The sequence below is a fragment of the Phenylobacterium sp. genome, assembly GCF_025934275.1.
Taxonomy (GTDB): domain Bacteria; phylum Pseudomonadota; class Alphaproteobacteria; order Caulobacterales; family Caulobacteraceae; genus Phenylobacterium.
This window is the reverse complement of sequence record NZ_JAICYI010000051.1, coordinates 1-15,062: the sequence shown is the minus strand read 5'-3', so window position 1 is coordinate 15,062 and position 15,062 is coordinate 1. Positions and strand designations below refer to the sequence as shown.

Annotated in this window: 12 protein-coding genes; 5 read left to right on the top strand and 7 right to left on the bottom strand. The window is 68.3% G+C overall.

Translation table 11 applies throughout. From position 1 onward, the window contains the following. Window positions 1-18: 18 nt before the first annotated feature. The 3 genes from Q0W60_RS13115 to Q0W60_RS13105 are packed head-to-tail and all read right to left on the bottom strand — an operon-like array spanning window position 19 to window position 3,376. A complete protein-coding gene (locus Q0W60_RS13115; protein WP_297696295.1) occupies window positions 19-1,065 on the bottom strand; it encodes a hypothetical protein in 1,047 nt (348 codons plus the stop codon). Continuing rightward, entirely contained in the window at window positions 1,062-2,711 is a 1,650-nt protein-coding gene (locus tag Q0W60_RS13110) for a sulfotransferase (protein ID WP_297696293.1), read from the bottom strand. The genes Q0W60_RS13115 and Q0W60_RS13110 overlap by 4 nt, the downstream gene beginning before the upstream one ends. Continuing rightward, complete coding sequence (locus Q0W60_RS13105; protein WP_297696291.1) at window positions 2,708-3,376, bottom strand: Fe2+-dependent dioxygenase; 669 nt, start codon at window positions 3,374-3,376, stop codon at window positions 2,708-2,710. Before Q0W60_RS13105 ends, Q0W60_RS13110 begins: the two co-directional genes overlap by 4 nt. Before the next feature lie 63 nt (window positions 3,377-3,439). Here Q0W60_RS13105 and Q0W60_RS13100 point away from each other — a divergent pair, with 63 nt between their 5' ends. Then, window positions 3,440-4,423: a class I SAM-dependent methyltransferase gene (locus Q0W60_RS13100; protein WP_297696289.1), complete on the top strand. Its 984-nt coding sequence runs from the start codon at window positions 3,440-3,442 to the stop codon at window positions 4,421-4,423. A 109-nt stretch (window positions 4,424-4,532) separates the two neighbouring features. Here the strand turns inward: Q0W60_RS13100 and Q0W60_RS13095 are convergent, their stop codons facing one another. From Q0W60_RS13095 to Q0W60_RS13085, 3 genes are all read right to left on the bottom strand, one after another. Then, a complete protein-coding gene (locus Q0W60_RS13095; protein ID WP_297696287.1) occupies window positions 4,533-7,544 on the bottom strand; it encodes a TonB-dependent receptor in 3,012 nt (1,003 codons plus the stop codon). A 330-nt stretch (window positions 7,545-7,874) separates the two neighbouring features. Then, window positions 7,875-8,786, bottom strand: coding sequence for an ABC transporter permease subunit (locus Q0W60_RS13090; RefSeq protein WP_297696285.1), 912 nt, complete (start codon window positions 8,784-8,786; stop codon window positions 7,875-7,877). Continuing rightward, the gene (locus Q0W60_RS13085; protein WP_297696284.1) at window positions 8,783-9,706 is read right to left on the bottom strand and encodes an ABC transporter permease subunit; all 924 of its coding nucleotides are present in this window, start codon (window positions 9,704-9,706) and stop codon (window positions 8,783-8,785) included. The genes Q0W60_RS13090 and Q0W60_RS13085 overlap by 4 nt, the downstream gene beginning before the upstream one ends. 111 nt (window positions 9,707-9,817) lie before the next feature. Here Q0W60_RS13085 and Q0W60_RS13080 point away from each other — a divergent pair, with 111 nt between their 5' ends. From Q0W60_RS13080 to Q0W60_RS13070, 3 genes are all read left to right on the top strand, one after another. Beyond that, the gene (locus Q0W60_RS13080; protein ID WP_297696282.1) at window positions 9,818-10,228 is read left to right on the top strand and encodes a TIGR01244 family sulfur transferase; all 411 of its coding nucleotides are present in this window, start codon (window positions 9,818-9,820) and stop codon (window positions 10,226-10,228) included. Between the two features lie 5 nt (window positions 10,229-10,233). Then, window positions 10,234-11,130 (top strand): MBL fold metallo-hydrolase, encoded by an 897-nt coding sequence (locus Q0W60_RS13075; protein WP_297696280.1) that lies wholly within the window; start codon window positions 10,234-10,236, stop codon window positions 11,128-11,130. Between the two features lie 89 nt (window positions 11,131-11,219). Beyond that, complete coding sequence (locus Q0W60_RS13070) at window positions 11,220-12,437, top strand: hypothetical protein (RefSeq protein WP_297696278.1); 1,218 nt, start codon at window positions 11,220-11,222, stop codon at window positions 12,435-12,437. Window positions 12,438-12,477: 40 nt separating this feature from the next. Here Q0W60_RS13070 and Q0W60_RS13065 read toward each other — a convergent pair whose 3' ends face one another. Beyond that, entirely contained in the window at window positions 12,478-13,479 is a 1,002-nt protein-coding gene (locus tag Q0W60_RS13065) for a hypothetical protein (RefSeq protein ID WP_297696276.1), read from the bottom strand. A gap of 795 nt (window positions 13,480-14,274) precedes the next feature. Here Q0W60_RS13065 and Q0W60_RS13060 point away from each other — a divergent pair. Beyond that, the gene (locus Q0W60_RS13060) at window positions 14,275-14,823 is read left to right on the top strand and encodes an ATP-binding protein (RefSeq protein ID WP_297696274.1); all 549 of its coding nucleotides are present in this window, start codon (window positions 14,275-14,277) and stop codon (window positions 14,821-14,823) included. The last annotated feature ends 239 nt before the right edge of the window (window positions 14,824-15,062 follow it).

The window sequence follows — 15,062 nt, the reverse complement described above, 5'->3', positions numbered from 1 at the left end:
CCGGCCCGGCGAACCGGCCTAGCTCGTCGCGCCTGTCCAAGTGAGCGGCGGCGGCATGGAATTCGAACCGTCCAGGTCGGGCCAGGCCGTGTGGCTCCATTCGACCAGCCGATCGAGGTCGCCACCGAGGCGTTCGCGGACCGCCGCCGCCTGCGACAGCCGGTCGGACGGGGTGAAGGCCAGCTCCGGCGTCTTGGCATGGCGACCCAGCAATGGTCCTTCGACGACCTCACGCGCGTGGGCCGGCCCGAGGCCCAGGTTGAAGAAGCCATCGAGCGCTGCGATCGCGCCCGGGGGGTCGGCCAGGAACGCCTCGCTGTCGAGCGAGGCCGTGCGCGCCGGACCGTAGCGCGCCAGATCGCGCTTCACGACGGCCATCTGCATGCGCCAGACGAGGGCCGCAAGCTCGAGGTCGGCCATCTCGAGGAGGTCACGCCCGGTGAAGGGCATCCGCTCGCCGAGGTCGGCCGCCACTGTCGCGAACAGGCTGCGCACAAAACGGCCAAGCTGGACCCCGCCCTTGGCGATGGAGATCAAGAAGCTCGGCTGGTCGGAGTAGAGCAAAAGCGCCCTGCCCGACGTCCCGTGCGCCGCCTCGCGCGCGACGCGGTTGGCGAAATTGCTCGGCTTGACCACGACCTTGCCGGCGGAGGCCAGGCCGGCCAGGGCGCGGAACACCAGCCCAGGCGCGCCCTCCAGAGGCTGGCCGGGCTCACATTGCCCGGCGCGCAAGGCGTCGGCGAGCTGGACGAGCACCCAGGGCTCGCGCAGGGCCAGGCTGCGACCGCGGCGGTCGAGAGCTGCTGCAATAAGCGTCGAGCAGCAGAATGAGGTGTGGAAAATGAATCCCAGGCCCGGCGCTTCATCCGCTGCGCCGACGGGTTCAAGCGGCGCCCATCGCTCGGCAAGCGCCGTCCGGCGCCATCGCCGATCAAGGAACGGCTGCTCCGCAAGCGTCACCTCGTCCGTCTCGACCAACAGAAGACTGCGCCGCGCCGCATCGAGATCGGCCGGAAACCAGAGGCTCCGCGTGGAGGCGTTGAAGGCGCCGCCGGGCTTCGTCAAGGCGAGCCGGTCCCTTGAGCGGCGGGATAGCCGAACTGCTCGGCCCAGGGCCTCAGGATGGGTTGGATAACGTCGATCGTGGAGCCGTACTTCCTCCACTGGGCGATGCCGTCGCGGTAGAGGCCCCGGCGCACCTGGCCCGCGCTCGGCGTGCGGATTTCCCGCTTATTCGCGGTCTCGACGAAGTTGCGCATATTGGCGTCCCAGGGGAGCCCGATGAACTCGCAGATCGCCTGGCTCGCCGCGTCCAGGTCCTCCACAAGATGCTCGTGCTGGTGAATGTGGAACGGCAGGGTGAGCTTCTCACGATAGAGCTCCGCGAGCCGCATGGCCGCGGCATAAATGCGGGCCGCGCGTTCCAGGTCTGCGAGTTCGACCGTGAGGGGATTGGGACGGAAGCGGTGCTTGAAGCAGCTGATCACCACGTCGCGCGGATCGCGTAGCGCGAACAGGATCTTGGCCCTGGGGAACAGCTTGGCGATCACGGGCAGATAGAAGGTGTGCAGCGGCAGCTTGTCGACGAACACCTTGCCGGCCGGCTCGACGCCGAACTCGCGCACGCGGTTCCAATAGAGTTCGCGCCACTCCCGGGCCCCCGCCTCATCGAGGGTCTTCAGCCGGTCGAGGGAAGCGTTGTCCTTCACGAATTCGAGGATCGCGGGATCGACGGTCTGCTTCTCCTCCAGGGCGACGATGTCGGCGTGACTCGCCAAGACCTGCTCGAGCAGGGTCGTTCCCGAACGGGCGAAACCCACGAGGAAAACGTGGCCCCGCTCGCGCCCGAGGTCGTCGCCGTCCGGGATCGGCCGCCAGTCCGCGGGATCCGCCGCCTCAAAGTAGGCGATGAGCCGCTCGGCCATGTCCAGACCGAGTTCACCGGCGTTCAGGGCCGCGACGTGCAACGGCCGGCTTTCGCGGTTGGCCGCGATGTAGTCGACCATGGCTTCGGGCGCACGTCCGAGCGCCTCCTTCGCGTCGCCCCGCAGGTTCAAGGCGTTGGCGAGATGCAGCCGCGTCAGGCGACCCGTCGCGATCAAGGCGTCGATCCGGCCGATCGCCGCGGCGGCATCCCCGGCGTTGAGTTCGAAGCCGGCCATGGCGAGCGAAGCCGCCGGCTGGTTCGCCTCCAGCCGGAGCGCGCGCTCAGCGTAATCGCGGGCCTCGTCCCAAATCTTGTCCTCCGCGGCCAGAGCCGCCAGCGCGCCGAGCGGCTCCGGAAACTGGGGATCGAGTTCGGCGGCGCGGAGCTGCGCCAGCCTGGCGGCTTCCTTGTCGCCCAGGCTCAGGAGGGCCAATCCCCGCCCGTTGTGAGCGTGGGCGAGGCTCGGATCGATCGCCAGCGCCGCGTCGAACGCCGCCAGCGCGTTCTCGGGCTTGGCGAGCTTGGAATAGCAGACCCCGATCGAGTTGATCACGAACGGGTCGTTGGGCGCGAACCTCAGCGCCTCGTTGAGGACCCCCAGCGCCTCGTCGATCCGGTCGTCGAGCTCGAGCTTGTAGGCGACGAGGTTGAGAACCAGCGGGTGGCGCATGCCCTGCGCGTACGCCCGCTGCGCGAGGGCGATCGCGCGGTCCATGTCGCGGCCATCGAGCGCCGCTTCGATGTCGTGGATCGAGGCCCTTGCCGGGCCGGAAACCTCGCTCACTTCGAGAGGCTCCACATACGCCGAAGGTTGGTGCGGACATGCTGCAGCCGCACTCGGCCCTCATCGGACATCTGCGGGCCCTCGGTCGCCGCCACCTCGTCGAGATCATAGAGCAGATCGCGCAGGGCCGGGTCTGGGATCTGGCTCTCGATGAAGGTGATGCCGACGAGTCGCCGGCCGCGCGTCACCGGCGTGACTTCGTGCAGCGTGGTGGACGGATAGATGACGGCCGCGCCGGGCTGAAGCTTGAACTCCACGCGCCGAGCGCCGAGTTGGATCGACAGCGCGCCGCCGTCGTAGTCCTCGAGGTCGCTCAGAAAGATCGTGCAGGAGACGTCGGAGCGGAGCTGCCGCTGTCCGAGTTGGATGGTGGCCGAGTCCGAGTGCAGGCCGTAGCGCATCCCGGGCTCATAGCGAGCCAACAGAGGCGGGGCCAGCAGAGCCGGAAAGGCGAAGTTGCGGAAGGGCTCGTTGCGCATCAGCGCCTCGGCCATCAGCCGGGACGAGAGCTGGTAGGCCTGATCGCCGTGGTCGATCTGCAGGTTGTTCTTCACGGTGGAGTGCGGCGAGGAAATCCGTCCATCCACGAATCGGGCGCTTTCCGCCAAGGCGCGCAGCTGCGCCACCTCGTCCGGCGTCAGGACCTCCTCGATCTCCAGAAACATCGCTCACCCGGCTTGCCCGCGCCGATGCCTAGCACCGGCCCCGGGAGCGAACAACGCGGCCAAATGGAAAGCGGCGGCCCGACCGCCGCGGCCTGGGGCCGGACGCGCGACAGGACGCCGGAAGATCAGTGTTGCGGGCTTTCCGTCGAGACCATAGGACGCCAGTCACAAGGCTGGGAGCTGCTTCTGGACGCCGAAGCTTCAGCATCGACCTGGACGGAGTTCTGGACCAGCCAGGGCGCGAACGCCCATTGCATGCAGGACGCTTCGCCGGCTCTGTGGAGGCCCCTGGAGGAGCACTGGAACTCGCTGGCCTCCCGCCTGCCGCCCCGAACCCGCGTCCTGGACCTCGGCTGCGGCGCGGGTGTCGTCGGCCGCATGCTGCTCGCTGCGCGGCCGGAGCTACGGGTCGTCGGAATTGATCTGGCTACGATCCCGCATGTGGAGCGCGGCATGACGATCCTCTCGGGGATCGCCATGGAGGAGCTGCCATTTGCCGCCGCGAGCTTCGGAGCCGCGGTCAGCCAGTTCGGCTACGAGTATGGAGACCCGGAACGCGCGGCGCCGGAACTGGCGCGAGTGCTCTCCAGGGGCGCGCCGTTGTCCCTCGTCGCTCACCATTCCGACAGCAGCATTCTCGCCAAGAGCCGTTCGCGCATGCAGGCCCAGGCGCTGCTCCTGGGAGAGGCCATGCGAGCGGCCGTCCTGGCGGGCGACGTCGCGGGCTTCGGGACGCAGGCCGCGAATCTGCAGGCGGCGCACGGAGACGACCCTTTGATCTCGGAGTGCCTGCGCCTCCTTCGCCCGCACCTGTATCGGGGCGAAATGCAGCGACTGCAGGCGTGGAACGCGCTGGGGAATGCCCTGTCTCTGGGGATTGAAATCAACCGACAGCTCGAACGATCGAGCCTGACTCCGCAGCGCCTGGAGCGTCACCTTTCGATCCTGTCCGGATACTTTTCGCTGGCACAACCGGCGGTGATCACACGCAACGACACCGGCGAACCTGTCGCCTACCGGATAGAGGGCGTCCGCAAAATCTGCTGACCGCGAACGGGCGCCGACGCGGACGAACTTCACGTCTCCGACGCTTCGGCCAAATGGAAAGCGGCGGGCCTTTCAGCCCGCCGCTTCACTCACTGCCGTGATCCGCGGCCTAGAAGTCCGCGGTGATGCCGACAAACACGAACCGGCCGAGCGAGTCATAGGTGCCGGGATAGGTGTTCCCGTTGCCCGCCGGCGGCCCGGAAGCGGCGAAGTCGTTGGAGTCCAGGATCTTCGGGTCGGTATCGAACACGTTGTTCATGCCCGCCCGCAGCGTGACCGTATCGCGCACCTTCCAGGTGCCCGAAAGATCGAGGTACCCGACCGCCGGGATCTTGGCGTCCGGCAGGTCCCTGCGGCCGAACGCATCGCGGAGGAATGGATTCTGGTCGTTGACGTCGAACTTGACGGCCGAGATGTACCGCCAGTCCGCCGACAGGGTGACCGGCCACGGCGTGGTCCAGGTCATCCGCAGCTTGTGCCGCCACTTCGGGATCGGACCCTTGTTGGCGTTCGCCGAGCACACCACGCCAAAGAGGCCGGCGCAGTCGAAGGTGCCGCTGCCCTGGAACGGCTGGGTGACGTACTCCCTGGTCCAGGTCCCAGTGAAGCTGAACGACAGGCCGCCCCACTCGCCAAGACCCCAATCGGAGAAGTTGGTGTGGTAGTTGGCGTTGATGTCGACGCCGCTGGTTCGCAGGAAGCCGGCGTTGACGTTGGTCGCGATGACGAATCCCTGGTTGCCGAAAATCGAGCCCGTGGTCGGATCTCGGTGGATCAGGGCGCACGAGCTGGGATCGTTGTTCCGGAAGCAGTTGATCACCGTCAGGGCCGGGAACGAGGAGATCAGGTTCGCCACCTTGATGTTGAAGTAGTCGACCGACATGTCGAAGCCCGGAACCCAATGCGGCCGCAGGACGACGCCGAGGGTATAGGTGTCGGCCTTCTCCGCCTGCAGGTTCGGGTTGCCGCCCTGCAGCGCCGAGCATTGCGCCGAGGGGCACTGGGTGATGCCGGCCGCGAGCTGAGCCGCGGTAGCGCCGCTGATCTTGCACTGGGCGACCGGCGGGTTGGAGCCGGCGCACGGATCGCTGCCGGTGAACAGGCCGACGGACTGCGGCGTGAACAGCTCGGTCACGTTCGGCGCCCGAACCGCGCGGTTGTAGCCGCCACGGATCTTGATGTCGTCGGTGATCCCCCAGTTCAGGCCGATCTTGTAGGCCTGGGTCGTGTTGGTCGCGGTCGAATAGTCGGAGAAGCGATAGCCGAGCTCGAGATTCAGGTCCTTCGCCCAGGGCGCGTCCTGAACCAGAGGAACGCGGGCTTCGCCGAACAACTCGTAGACGTCGATGCTGCCGTTGTTGGGCAGGGTCGGACCGCCCTGGCCGGACAGGTCGCCGGACAGGAACTCCTGGTCGACGCGCAGGTCGAGGGAATTGCGCGCGTAGTCGGCCCCGAACGCGACGCCGATGCCGTCGTTGGCCATCGGCGACTTGAAGCCGTACTTGCCGAGGTCGCCGGTGACAGACACCGAGGCGATCTGCTGCGTCGTCTGCCCGCTCTTGAAGCCCGGCGTGATGACAAAGCTCAGAGCCGCTGGTGAAAGCGCCCCGAACTTGAAGATGTCGAGCGGCACGCAGCCCGTTGAGGCGCCGACCTGGCATTGGCCGGTCGTCGGATCGACGAGCAGGGCCTCCTGCGCTTTCGCCACCGAGACGTCGCCTTCATAGTGCTCATTGAAGATCGACGTGCCGTAGGAAAGGTAGGCGTCGTAATTCCAGCCGTCGCCAAGCTCCCCTCGGGACCCCAGCGTGATGAGGTATTGGCTGTGACGCAGGTCGTCCTGGCGAGGCAGGCCGGTGAACCGGAAGCCCAGCGTGGTCTGCTGGACGAACGGCGTCCCGGCGTTGGCGCCGCAGATGATTTGCGCCTGGGCCGCCGTCATCAGGGGGTTGTCGCAGTTGATGCCGACGGTGCTGTTGCCGTTGGAGCCGGTGCCGGCGAAGAAGCCGGAAGACGCGATCTGTGCAATCGTATGGTCGTCAGCGAACATGAAGTCGCTGTAGAGATCGACCATCTTGTTGACTTCGTAATGGGCGAAGAAGCCCGCCGTGTAGCGGTCATCCGGCCGCTGGAAGTAGTTCTGCGGCGCAAAGTTGAAGCTGAAGGCCGAGTTGAACGGCACGAACGAGCGTGATCCGTCGGGGTTCACCGAGGCGCCGTCCGATCCGAATACGGCCGAGGTGTTGGCGTTACGGAACCGGCCGAACGCGCTGTTGGAAGATCCCGCGCAGACCTGCCCATCGTAGAGCGTGCTGTCCGACGTGAAGTAGGTGGTCGCGACGGAGCAGGTGGAGAAATCGCGAGTGTTCTCGGTGACGGCCTGCAGGTTGCGGTAGCCCACGTAACCGGTGATGTTGCCCTTGCCGTCCGGGGCGTTGACGCCAAACACCGCGGTGATGTCGTAGGTCTGGCCATCCCAGATGTCCTGGTCAGGGAACGGGATGGCGAACGACGCATCCTTCAGCAGCTGGCTGGCGTGCGTGTTGTTGTTCTTGTGCCAGTACGCCCCATACTGTCCGTCGACCCGGAAGCCTTCGAAGTTCCGGTCCATGATGAAGTTGACGACGCCGGCGACGGCGTCCGAACCGTAGACGGCCGAGGCGCCGCCGGTGAGCACGTCCACCCGCTGGACCAGGGCCGCCGGGATCGCGTTGAGGTCCGGGGACGGGACGATCGGGTCGCCAGGCATAAGGCGGCGGCCGTCGATCAGGACAAGCGTGCGCGCGCTGCCGAGGCCGCGGAGGTTCACGGTGGCGGTGCCCGTCGCGCCGTTGGCAACGCCCGAGCTGAAGTCCGCCATCACCTGCGGCAGGTTGTTGAGCAGGTTCTCGACGTTGGTCGTGCCCTGCAGCTTCAGCTCCTGCTGGTTCACCGCGGTGATCGGGCTGACGCTGGTCAGGTTCGGCTGCGGGATGCGCGAGCCGGTGACCACGATTTCCGAGACCTGAGCCCCCCCGCTGGCGGTCTGGGCCTGAGCCTGGGTCGCGGACAGCCCCAGAACGGCGGCCCCGCAGATCATTGAAGACGCCAGCAGGCGCTCCCGAATTGACGTGTTTTTCAAGGTCTACATCCTCCGGCCGACCGCGAGGCCCTGAGCGGCACGCGAACCGGCTCCCCAACAAACTTCGGTCCCGGAGTCGGAGTCGATCTCCGGTTACGGTGGAGTAACGAACGCTGGCATGGAAGGGTCAACGCACATTACGTGGCTGTCATGTTGCAGGACTGGCACCTGTCGCATTCTGGTCACAAATTCTCAGAGGCGCCGAAAAGCCAGCACGATTTGTGCCCCCAACACACCCGAAATCGCCCGGATCGTCCCTTAACAAATGGCAAAGGCGCTGCAATTTGGGCGAACTTGCCCACAGACATTTTCGTGAGCCGGCGCGGCGGCTCACCGGTCCTTGGGATCGATCGCGTCGCGCAGCCCGTCGCCGATGAAGTTGAAGCTCATGAGGGTGACCACCATGGTGAGCGACGGGAAGACGAGCAGCCAGGGGGCGAGTTCCATGTCCTGCGCGCCGCCGGCGATCAGGGTGCCGAGCGAAGCCATCGGCGGCTGCACGCCGAGCCCCAGGAAGCTCAGGAAGCTCTCCGCCAGGATCACCGCCGGGATCGTGAGCGTCACATAGACCACCACCGGCCCCAGGAGGTTCGGCACGATGTGGCGGGCGATGATCGCGCCCCGGCCGAGGCCGGCGGCGCGCGCCGCCTCCACGAACTCCTTCTGCTTGAGCGCCAGCGTCTGGCCGCGGACGATGCGGCTCATGGTCAGCCACTCCACGGCCCCGATGGCCACGAAGATCAGCAGGATGTTCGACCCGAACGCGACCATCAGCAGGATCACGAAGAAGATGAACGGCAGCGAGTAGAGCACGTCGACCATGCGCATCATCACCTCGTCGAGGCGGCCGCCGACGTAACCCGCCACCGCGCCCCAGGCGACGCCGATCAGCAGCGAGACGAGGGTCGCGACCAGGCCGATCGCCAGCGAGACGCGAAGTCCGGTCAGGAGCCGCGCGAGCAGGTCCCGCCCAAGCGCGTCGGCCCCCAGCAGATGGCCGTGCTGCAGGGGCCCGACCCAGGTGTCGGCCTTGTTGATCTCGTCGTAGCTGAAGGGGATCAGCCCCGGGCCGAACACGGCGGCCAGCACCAGCACGCTGAGGGCGATCATGCCGGCGACGGCCGCCCGGTGGCGGAACAACCTGCGCCGGGCGTCGTCCCAGAGGCTGCGGCCGCGCACCGCCGCGCCTTCCATGGCCTCGACGCCGCGGCGTGAGCCCGGCGCAAGCACCGAGCCCATCATCCGAGCCTCACCCGCGGGTCAAGCACCGCATAGAGCAGATCCGCCGCCAGGTTCAGCGTCAGGATCAGGCCGGCGTAGAGGATCACCATGCCCATCACGACGGTGTAGTCGCGCTGCAGGGCCGAGATGACGAAGAACTTGCCGAGTCCCGGGAGGTTGAAGATGCGCTCCACCACCAGCGAGCCGGTCAGCAGGCCCGCGCAGGCCGGCCCGAGGTAGCTCACCAGCGGCAGGAGGGCGGCGCGCAGCGCATGCCGGACGACGATCCGGCCCTCGGACAGCCCCTTGGCGCGCGCGGTGCGCACGTAATTGGAGCGCAGCACCTCGATCATGCCGGCGCGGGTCAGCCGCGAGATGATCGCGATCTGCGGCAGCGCCAGCACGGTCACCGGCAGCACGAGGTTGGGCAGCGCGCCGTTGTTCCAACCGGCGGTCGGCAGCCAGCCCAGCTTGGAGGCGAGCGCCAGCACCAGAAGGGGCGCGGTGACGAAGGTCGGAATGCAGACGCCGAGGATGGCGAGCGTCATGACCGTGTGGTCGGCGGCCCGGTTCTGGCGCAGCGCCGCGATCACCCCCAGGCTGATCCCCACCAGGGCCGCGATGACGATCGCGGAAAGGCCGAGCTTGAGACTGACGGGATAGTTCTCCTTGAGAATCTGCAGGACGGTCTTGTCCTGGTATTTCAGCGAGGGGCCGAGGTCGCCCTTCAGCACGCCGCCGACGTAATCAAGGTACTGCTCGGGCAGCGGCTTGTTCATCCCGTAGCGCTCGCGGATGTTGCGCTCGATGGCGGGCGAGAGCTTGCGGTCCATGTCGAACGGGCTGCCGGGCGCCGCGCGCATCATGAAGAAGGCGGCGGTGACCACCAGGAACAGGGTCGGGATCGCGATCAGGAGGCGCCGGCCGATGTAGCGGAGCATGCGCGGATCAAGGCCCTGCTGGCAGGCCTTTTCGGGGCCGAGGCGTTGCGAAACTTCCACCCGCCCCCGATGATGTCAACGAACTCCCCTCCCCGCCCGCGAGCGTGTTCCATGACCGACTTCCGACATGTCACCGACGACATCTCCGTCAGCCCGCAGATCGGGCCCGACGACGTGGCGCAGGCCGCCGCCCAGGGCTTCCGCACGATCATCAACAACCGCCCGGACGGCGAGGTCCCCGGCCAGCCGACCGGCCACGAGATCGAGCAGGCGGCGCGCGAGGCGGGACTCGCCTACTTCCACATCCCGGTGCGCGGCGGCCCGACCCCGGAGCAGGTGGCGACCACCGCCCGGGTGGTGAGCGAGGCCGACAAGCCGGTGCTGGCCTTCTGCCGCTCCGGCACCCGCTCGATCATCACCTGGGCGCTGGCCGAGGCCCGCGCCGGCGGCCGCGACCGCCAGGCGCTCGTCGCCCTCGGGCGACAGGCCGGCTACGACCTCTCCGCGGCGCTGGGCGGCTGAGCGCGATGGGCATCCCCTACGTCCGCCAGCTGGACTTCGCCTACGGCCGCTGCGACCAGGTCTCGCCGCTGATCCGGCGGGTGATCTGCAACAACCCGGGGCCGTTCACCTACCTCGGGACCGGGACCTACATCGTCGGCCGCGGCGAGGCGGCGGTGATCGACCCCGGCCCCGACGATCCGGCCCACCTGGAGGCGATCCTCGGGGCGCTCGAGGGCGAGCGGGTGACGGCGATCGTCATCACCCACCACCATGCCGACCACTCGCCGCTGGCCGCGCCGCTGAAGGCGCGCACCGGGGCGCCGATCTACGGCTGCGCGGTCGCCAGGCACGAGGCGGACGACAGCGGGGTGCGGATGGAGGCCGGCCACGACCTCGGCTTCCGGCCCGACGTCAGCCTCTGCGGCGGCGGCGAGGTGAAGGGCCCCGGCTGGACCCTGGAGGCGATCCCGACGCCCGGCCATACCTCCAACCACCTCTGCTACGCCCTGCCCGAGGAGAACGCCTGCTTCACCGGCGACCACATCATGGGCTGGTCGACGACGGTGATCACCCCGCCGGACGGCGACATGACCGACTACCTGGCGAGCCTGCAGCGGATCCGGGCGCGGGGGTTTGCGACGCTCTGGCCGACCCACGGGCCGCCGATCCGCGGCGTGGGGGCGTTCATCGACGCCTACCTGGAGCACCGGCAGGAGCGGATCGACCAGATCCTCGGGGCGCTGAAGACCGGGCCCGCCACGATCAGCGAATTGGTGCCGCGGCTCTACGCCGACGTCGACGCCAAGCTCTGGCCGGCGGCGTCGCGCTCCATGCTGGCGGCGATGATCCACCTGGTGCGCGAGGGGCGGCTGAAGGCCGACGGCGAGCCCGGGCCGAACGGGCAGTACCGGCTCGCTTGATCCTTCCGCCGGGCCCGCGGCCACGACGCCGTTCCCGGAGGACCCGGAGGCTGATAGGATAACGCCGATCAGGCTTGGGGAGGCTTACGATGCGCCGACTGATGGTCCTGGCCGTGGGAACGGCCCTCTGCACGACGGGGCTCGCCGCCGCCGCCCCGGCTGCGAAGCCCGCCGCCAGGCCTGCCGCGACGGCCGCCGACCCGACCATTCCGCAGCCCGGCTGGGCGCCGCCGAAGAACGCCTGGGGCCAGCCGGACCTCTCCGGCTATTGGGCCAACGCCACGCTGACCCCGCTCACCCGCAGCCGCAACATCACCGACAAGCCGCGGCTGACCGCCGCCGAGGCGCACCAGCTGGAAGGCGTCTTCACCAAGGCGCTGGAGGACGCCGACAAGCCGACCGACCCGAACGAGAGCACGCAAGCGGTGCAGAACCAGTTCAGCAAGTCGGAGCTCCTGAAGCTTCGGCCAGACTTCGCCGCGGCCGGGGGCGACGTGGGCGGCTACAACGTCGCCTGGATCGATCCCGGCACCCACGTCATGGAGGTGAACGGCGAGTACCGGACCTCGATCCTGACCACGCCCGACGGCCAGATCCCGCCGCGCAAGGACGGCAAGCGCGGCGGCTTCTTCGGCGGCTACGGCCGCGATTCCTACGACTCGTACGAGACCCGCTCGATCGGCGAGCGCTGCATCATGGGCTTCGGCCGCAACGCCGGCCCGCCGATGCTGGCCAACGGCTACTACAACAACGACTACTACATCATCCAGACCGGCGACACGGTGGCGATCCAGGTGGAGCTGATCCACGACACCCGCATCGTGCGCCTGAACGGGACCCACCGCACCGACGGCGTGCGGCCCTGGATGGGCGATTCCATCGGCCACTACGAGGGCAACACGCTGGTCATCGAGACGACCAACATCCCCGAGCGGGAAAGCTTGATGGGCTCGTGGAAGAACCTCAAGGTGACCGAGCGGCTGACCCGCGTCTCGCCCACCCGGATCAACTACCAGTTCACCGTCGAGGACCCGGACACCTGGGCCCAGCCCTGGGGCGGCGAGTACGACTTCTACCCGATGAAGGGGATCATCTACGAATACGCCTGCCACGAGGGCAACTACGCCCTGCCCTCGATCCTGGCGGGCGCCAGGCGCGCCGAGAAGGAGGCCGCCGAGGCCGCCGCCGCCGCCAAGGCGAGCGCGCCCGCCCCCGCCGCCGCGGCGCCCACGTCCGGCAAGGTCCGCCCCGGCGGCGGCAGAGCCCCGGCGCCCGGCCCTGCGCCCCACCTCATCATTGCCTCTTGAGACCTTCACGGTGTGGGGGGATTTGGGCTGGAAGCATGCTTCAGGCCGGATCTCCGGGTCTGGCGTCCAGCGCCCAGGTCGAATCCTGCACGGCAAGCCCCAAACGTTGCTTTCCGGCGATCTCGTAGTTCAGGACCTGGGTCATGACGTGCTGTGCGGCGGTCCGGGCGTCGCGCAAGCAGCGGTCGATCACATTGTCCTCATAGACTGAGTTCGACCCGGCGAGCGTGTAGACGGCCTCCGTCGCCTGCAGGGCGCACTGGCTTGCATGAGTCGCCACCAGCCACAGACGAACCCGTTCGGCGAAGGTGGGCCGCCGCCCAGCCTCGGCGATCGCCCAGGCCTCGGCAACCACCCGCTCGAGATAGGCGGCGCCCGCCTCGTGAGTGGCCAGCGCCACGCCGACGCGGTCGTGGACATTGGGCTTCTGCTGCAGCGTCAAGGCGGACATGACCGGCTTCTTGGATGGCGCGATCTCGGCCAGCAGGTCCAGGGCATGGTCGGCGACGCCCAGGTTCACGGCCGCAATGGCGGCGCCGAACGCGGCGACCGTCGGCAACCGATAGAGCGGGCCGTCCTCGCGGGCCTCGTCCGAGAACCAGAACGTGCGATGCTCCGGGACGAAGACGTCCTCGCACCCGTAATCATGGCTGCCCGTGGCGCGCTGGCCCGTCGTCCGCCAGGTGTCGAAAATGGTCGCCTCGGACTTCCGGAAGATCGCCAGCTTGATCAGCGGCAAGCCGTCGCGAACCATGACCGGCCGCCCCTCCTCGAAGACAACGACGCCGCCGACCAGCCATCGCGCATGGTGGCAGTTGCTGCCGAAGGGCCAGCGGCCGCTCACACGGTAGCCGCCCGCCACCCGCCGGGCCCGGCCGTTGGGCGCGAGCTGACCCGCGAGGATCGTCGCGGGCTTGTCGAACACCTCCTCCGCGCCGGCGCGGGGCAGCAACCCGCCGAATGCGGCGTAGGCGCCCGACAGCATGGCGCACCATCCCGCCGAACCGTCGCCGCTGGCCAGCGTCCGGATGGCCCGGACCATCGAGAGCAGATCGGCTTCTTCACCGCCAAGAGACCTGGGGCGGAGGAGGTCAAAGACGCCGGCGCCGAGGAGCGCCCGGTGCGCGCTTGTGGTGAGTCTGCGCGCCGCCTCGCCCGCGGCGGCTTCATCGCGCAGCGCGGGGATCACCGCTTCGAACCGGTCTGCCGTTGCAGCAACATCCAATGCCATGGCGCCCTCGCTTCCGCTTGCAGCGGTTCAGATCATCCAGCGACGCGTCAACGAGCGGCCGTCTGTATGCAGCCGATTTCCGCTAGCCGGGAAGCGACCCGGGATACTCTCATCCCGCCAGCGGACGCTGAGCGGTCGAGGCGCCGGCCGACCGCCGAATGCCGCAATGGGTCCCATAGCGGAACGCGAAGCTTCGGCGGGATCGACCGACCGCCCGCCTCGCCGGCGCGCCCCGAACTCGCAACAGTAGAGCTTCACTCCGCGTGCAATCGCGCCAGGGCCGGCCAGGGCGGAACCAGCCCTTTGGCCAACATCGTCTTGTCGCATCGGAGCCGAGCAACGGCTCACGACCCATGGCGGACGTCGACTACCTTTCGCGCTCCCATATGAGTTCGGTCGATTGCAACCATGAAACGGCGTCGGTAGGTGGATCTCCATGTCGGGCCCCGCTGACCAAGCGCGAGCTCATGGAGTTTCATTGAAGGGTGGGATGGCCGCTGCCCAGCCTGAGCGTGGGGAACGAAGATCAAGCTTAGCCGTTGCACGCGCCAAGGGGGAGCATGAACCGAAGCCTTGCTCCCGAGCTTCAAGGGAGGAAGTTGCGCCTTGCAAGCCACGCTCAACGTGATCTTCGGACCTTGCGCCGCAGGGAAGACCACCTACGCCCACGCCTTGGCCCGCCGCGAGAGCGCGGTCGCCTTCGTCCTCGACGAATGGGGCGCGCGCCTGTTCGGCCCCGACCTCCAGGGTCCCATCGAGTTCGCGTGGATGCTGGAGCGTCTCGGCCGCTGCAATGCGCTGATCTGGTCCACCGCCGAGGGCGTGCTCGCCGCCGGGGCCCCGGTGGTGCTCGACATCGGCGCCATGCGGCGCGCTGACCGGGATCGCGTCCGCCAGATTGCCGAGGCCAAGGGCCTGTCGCTGCGCTGGCACTTTGTCGACGCGCCGCAGGAGGTCCGCCGTGCCCGCGTCGCCAGCCGGAACACCGCCAAGGGCGAGACCTTCGTGATGGAGGTGACGCCGGAGATGTTCGAAATGCTCGAGGCCATTTACGAGCCGCCCGCGCCGGAAGAGCTCGAGGGCGCGGTGCTGAGCGTCAGCGATGACGGCAGGGCTGCCGCGCCGGCCGCGGCGCAGCCGGAGGCGGTGGACTAAGGTCGACCGTGGTTCCGTTGCCGCTCTCGCCGAGCCGCTGATCGCGTCACTGACCGGCCCGCGCCGCCCTACGGCCGAGCGGCACTTTCAGGCGGAAGGCCAGGTCCGCTCTCCGCCCTCAGGCGACGTTGGCGAGGTCCGACCCGGAGCGGCGACTGCCAACGTCCGGCTACGGGAAGAGAGCCAATTACCGCTTCCGACCCGTCGCCGACCTTCCCGAGAACCGTGCTACGCCCTAG

Excerpts from the sequence above, each read along its gene's own strand:
- Q0W60_RS13090 (WP_297696285.1), bottom strand. The coding sequence starts at position 8,786 with ATGATGGGCTCGGTGCTTGCGCCGGGCTCACGCCGCGGCGTCGAGGCC.
- Q0W60_RS13085 (WP_297696284.1), bottom strand. The coding sequence starts at position 9,706 with ATGCTCCGCTACATCGGCCGGCGCCTCCTGATCGCGATCCCGACCCTG.
- Q0W60_RS13105 (WP_297696291.1), bottom strand. The coding sequence starts at position 3,376 with ATGTTTCTGGAGATCGAGGAGGTCCTGACGCCGGACGAGGTGGCGCAG.
- Q0W60_RS13065 (WP_297696276.1), bottom strand. The coding sequence starts at position 13,479 with ATGGTCCGGGCCATCCGGACGCTGGCCAGCGGCGACGGTTCGGCGGGA.
- Q0W60_RS13100 (WP_297696289.1), top strand. The coding sequence starts at position 3,440 with ATGGAAAGCGGCGGCCCGACCGCCGCGGCCTGGGGCCGGACGCGCGAC.
- Q0W60_RS13080 (WP_297696282.1), top strand. The coding sequence starts at position 9,818 with ATGACCGACTTCCGACATGTCACCGACGACATCTCCGTCAGCCCGCAG.
- Q0W60_RS13070 (WP_297696278.1), top strand. The coding sequence starts at position 11,220 with ATGCGCCGACTGATGGTCCTGGCCGTGGGAACGGCCCTCTGCACGACG.
- Q0W60_RS13075 (WP_297696280.1), top strand. The coding sequence starts at position 10,234 with ATGGGCATCCCCTACGTCCGCCAGCTGGACTTCGCCTACGGCCGCTGC.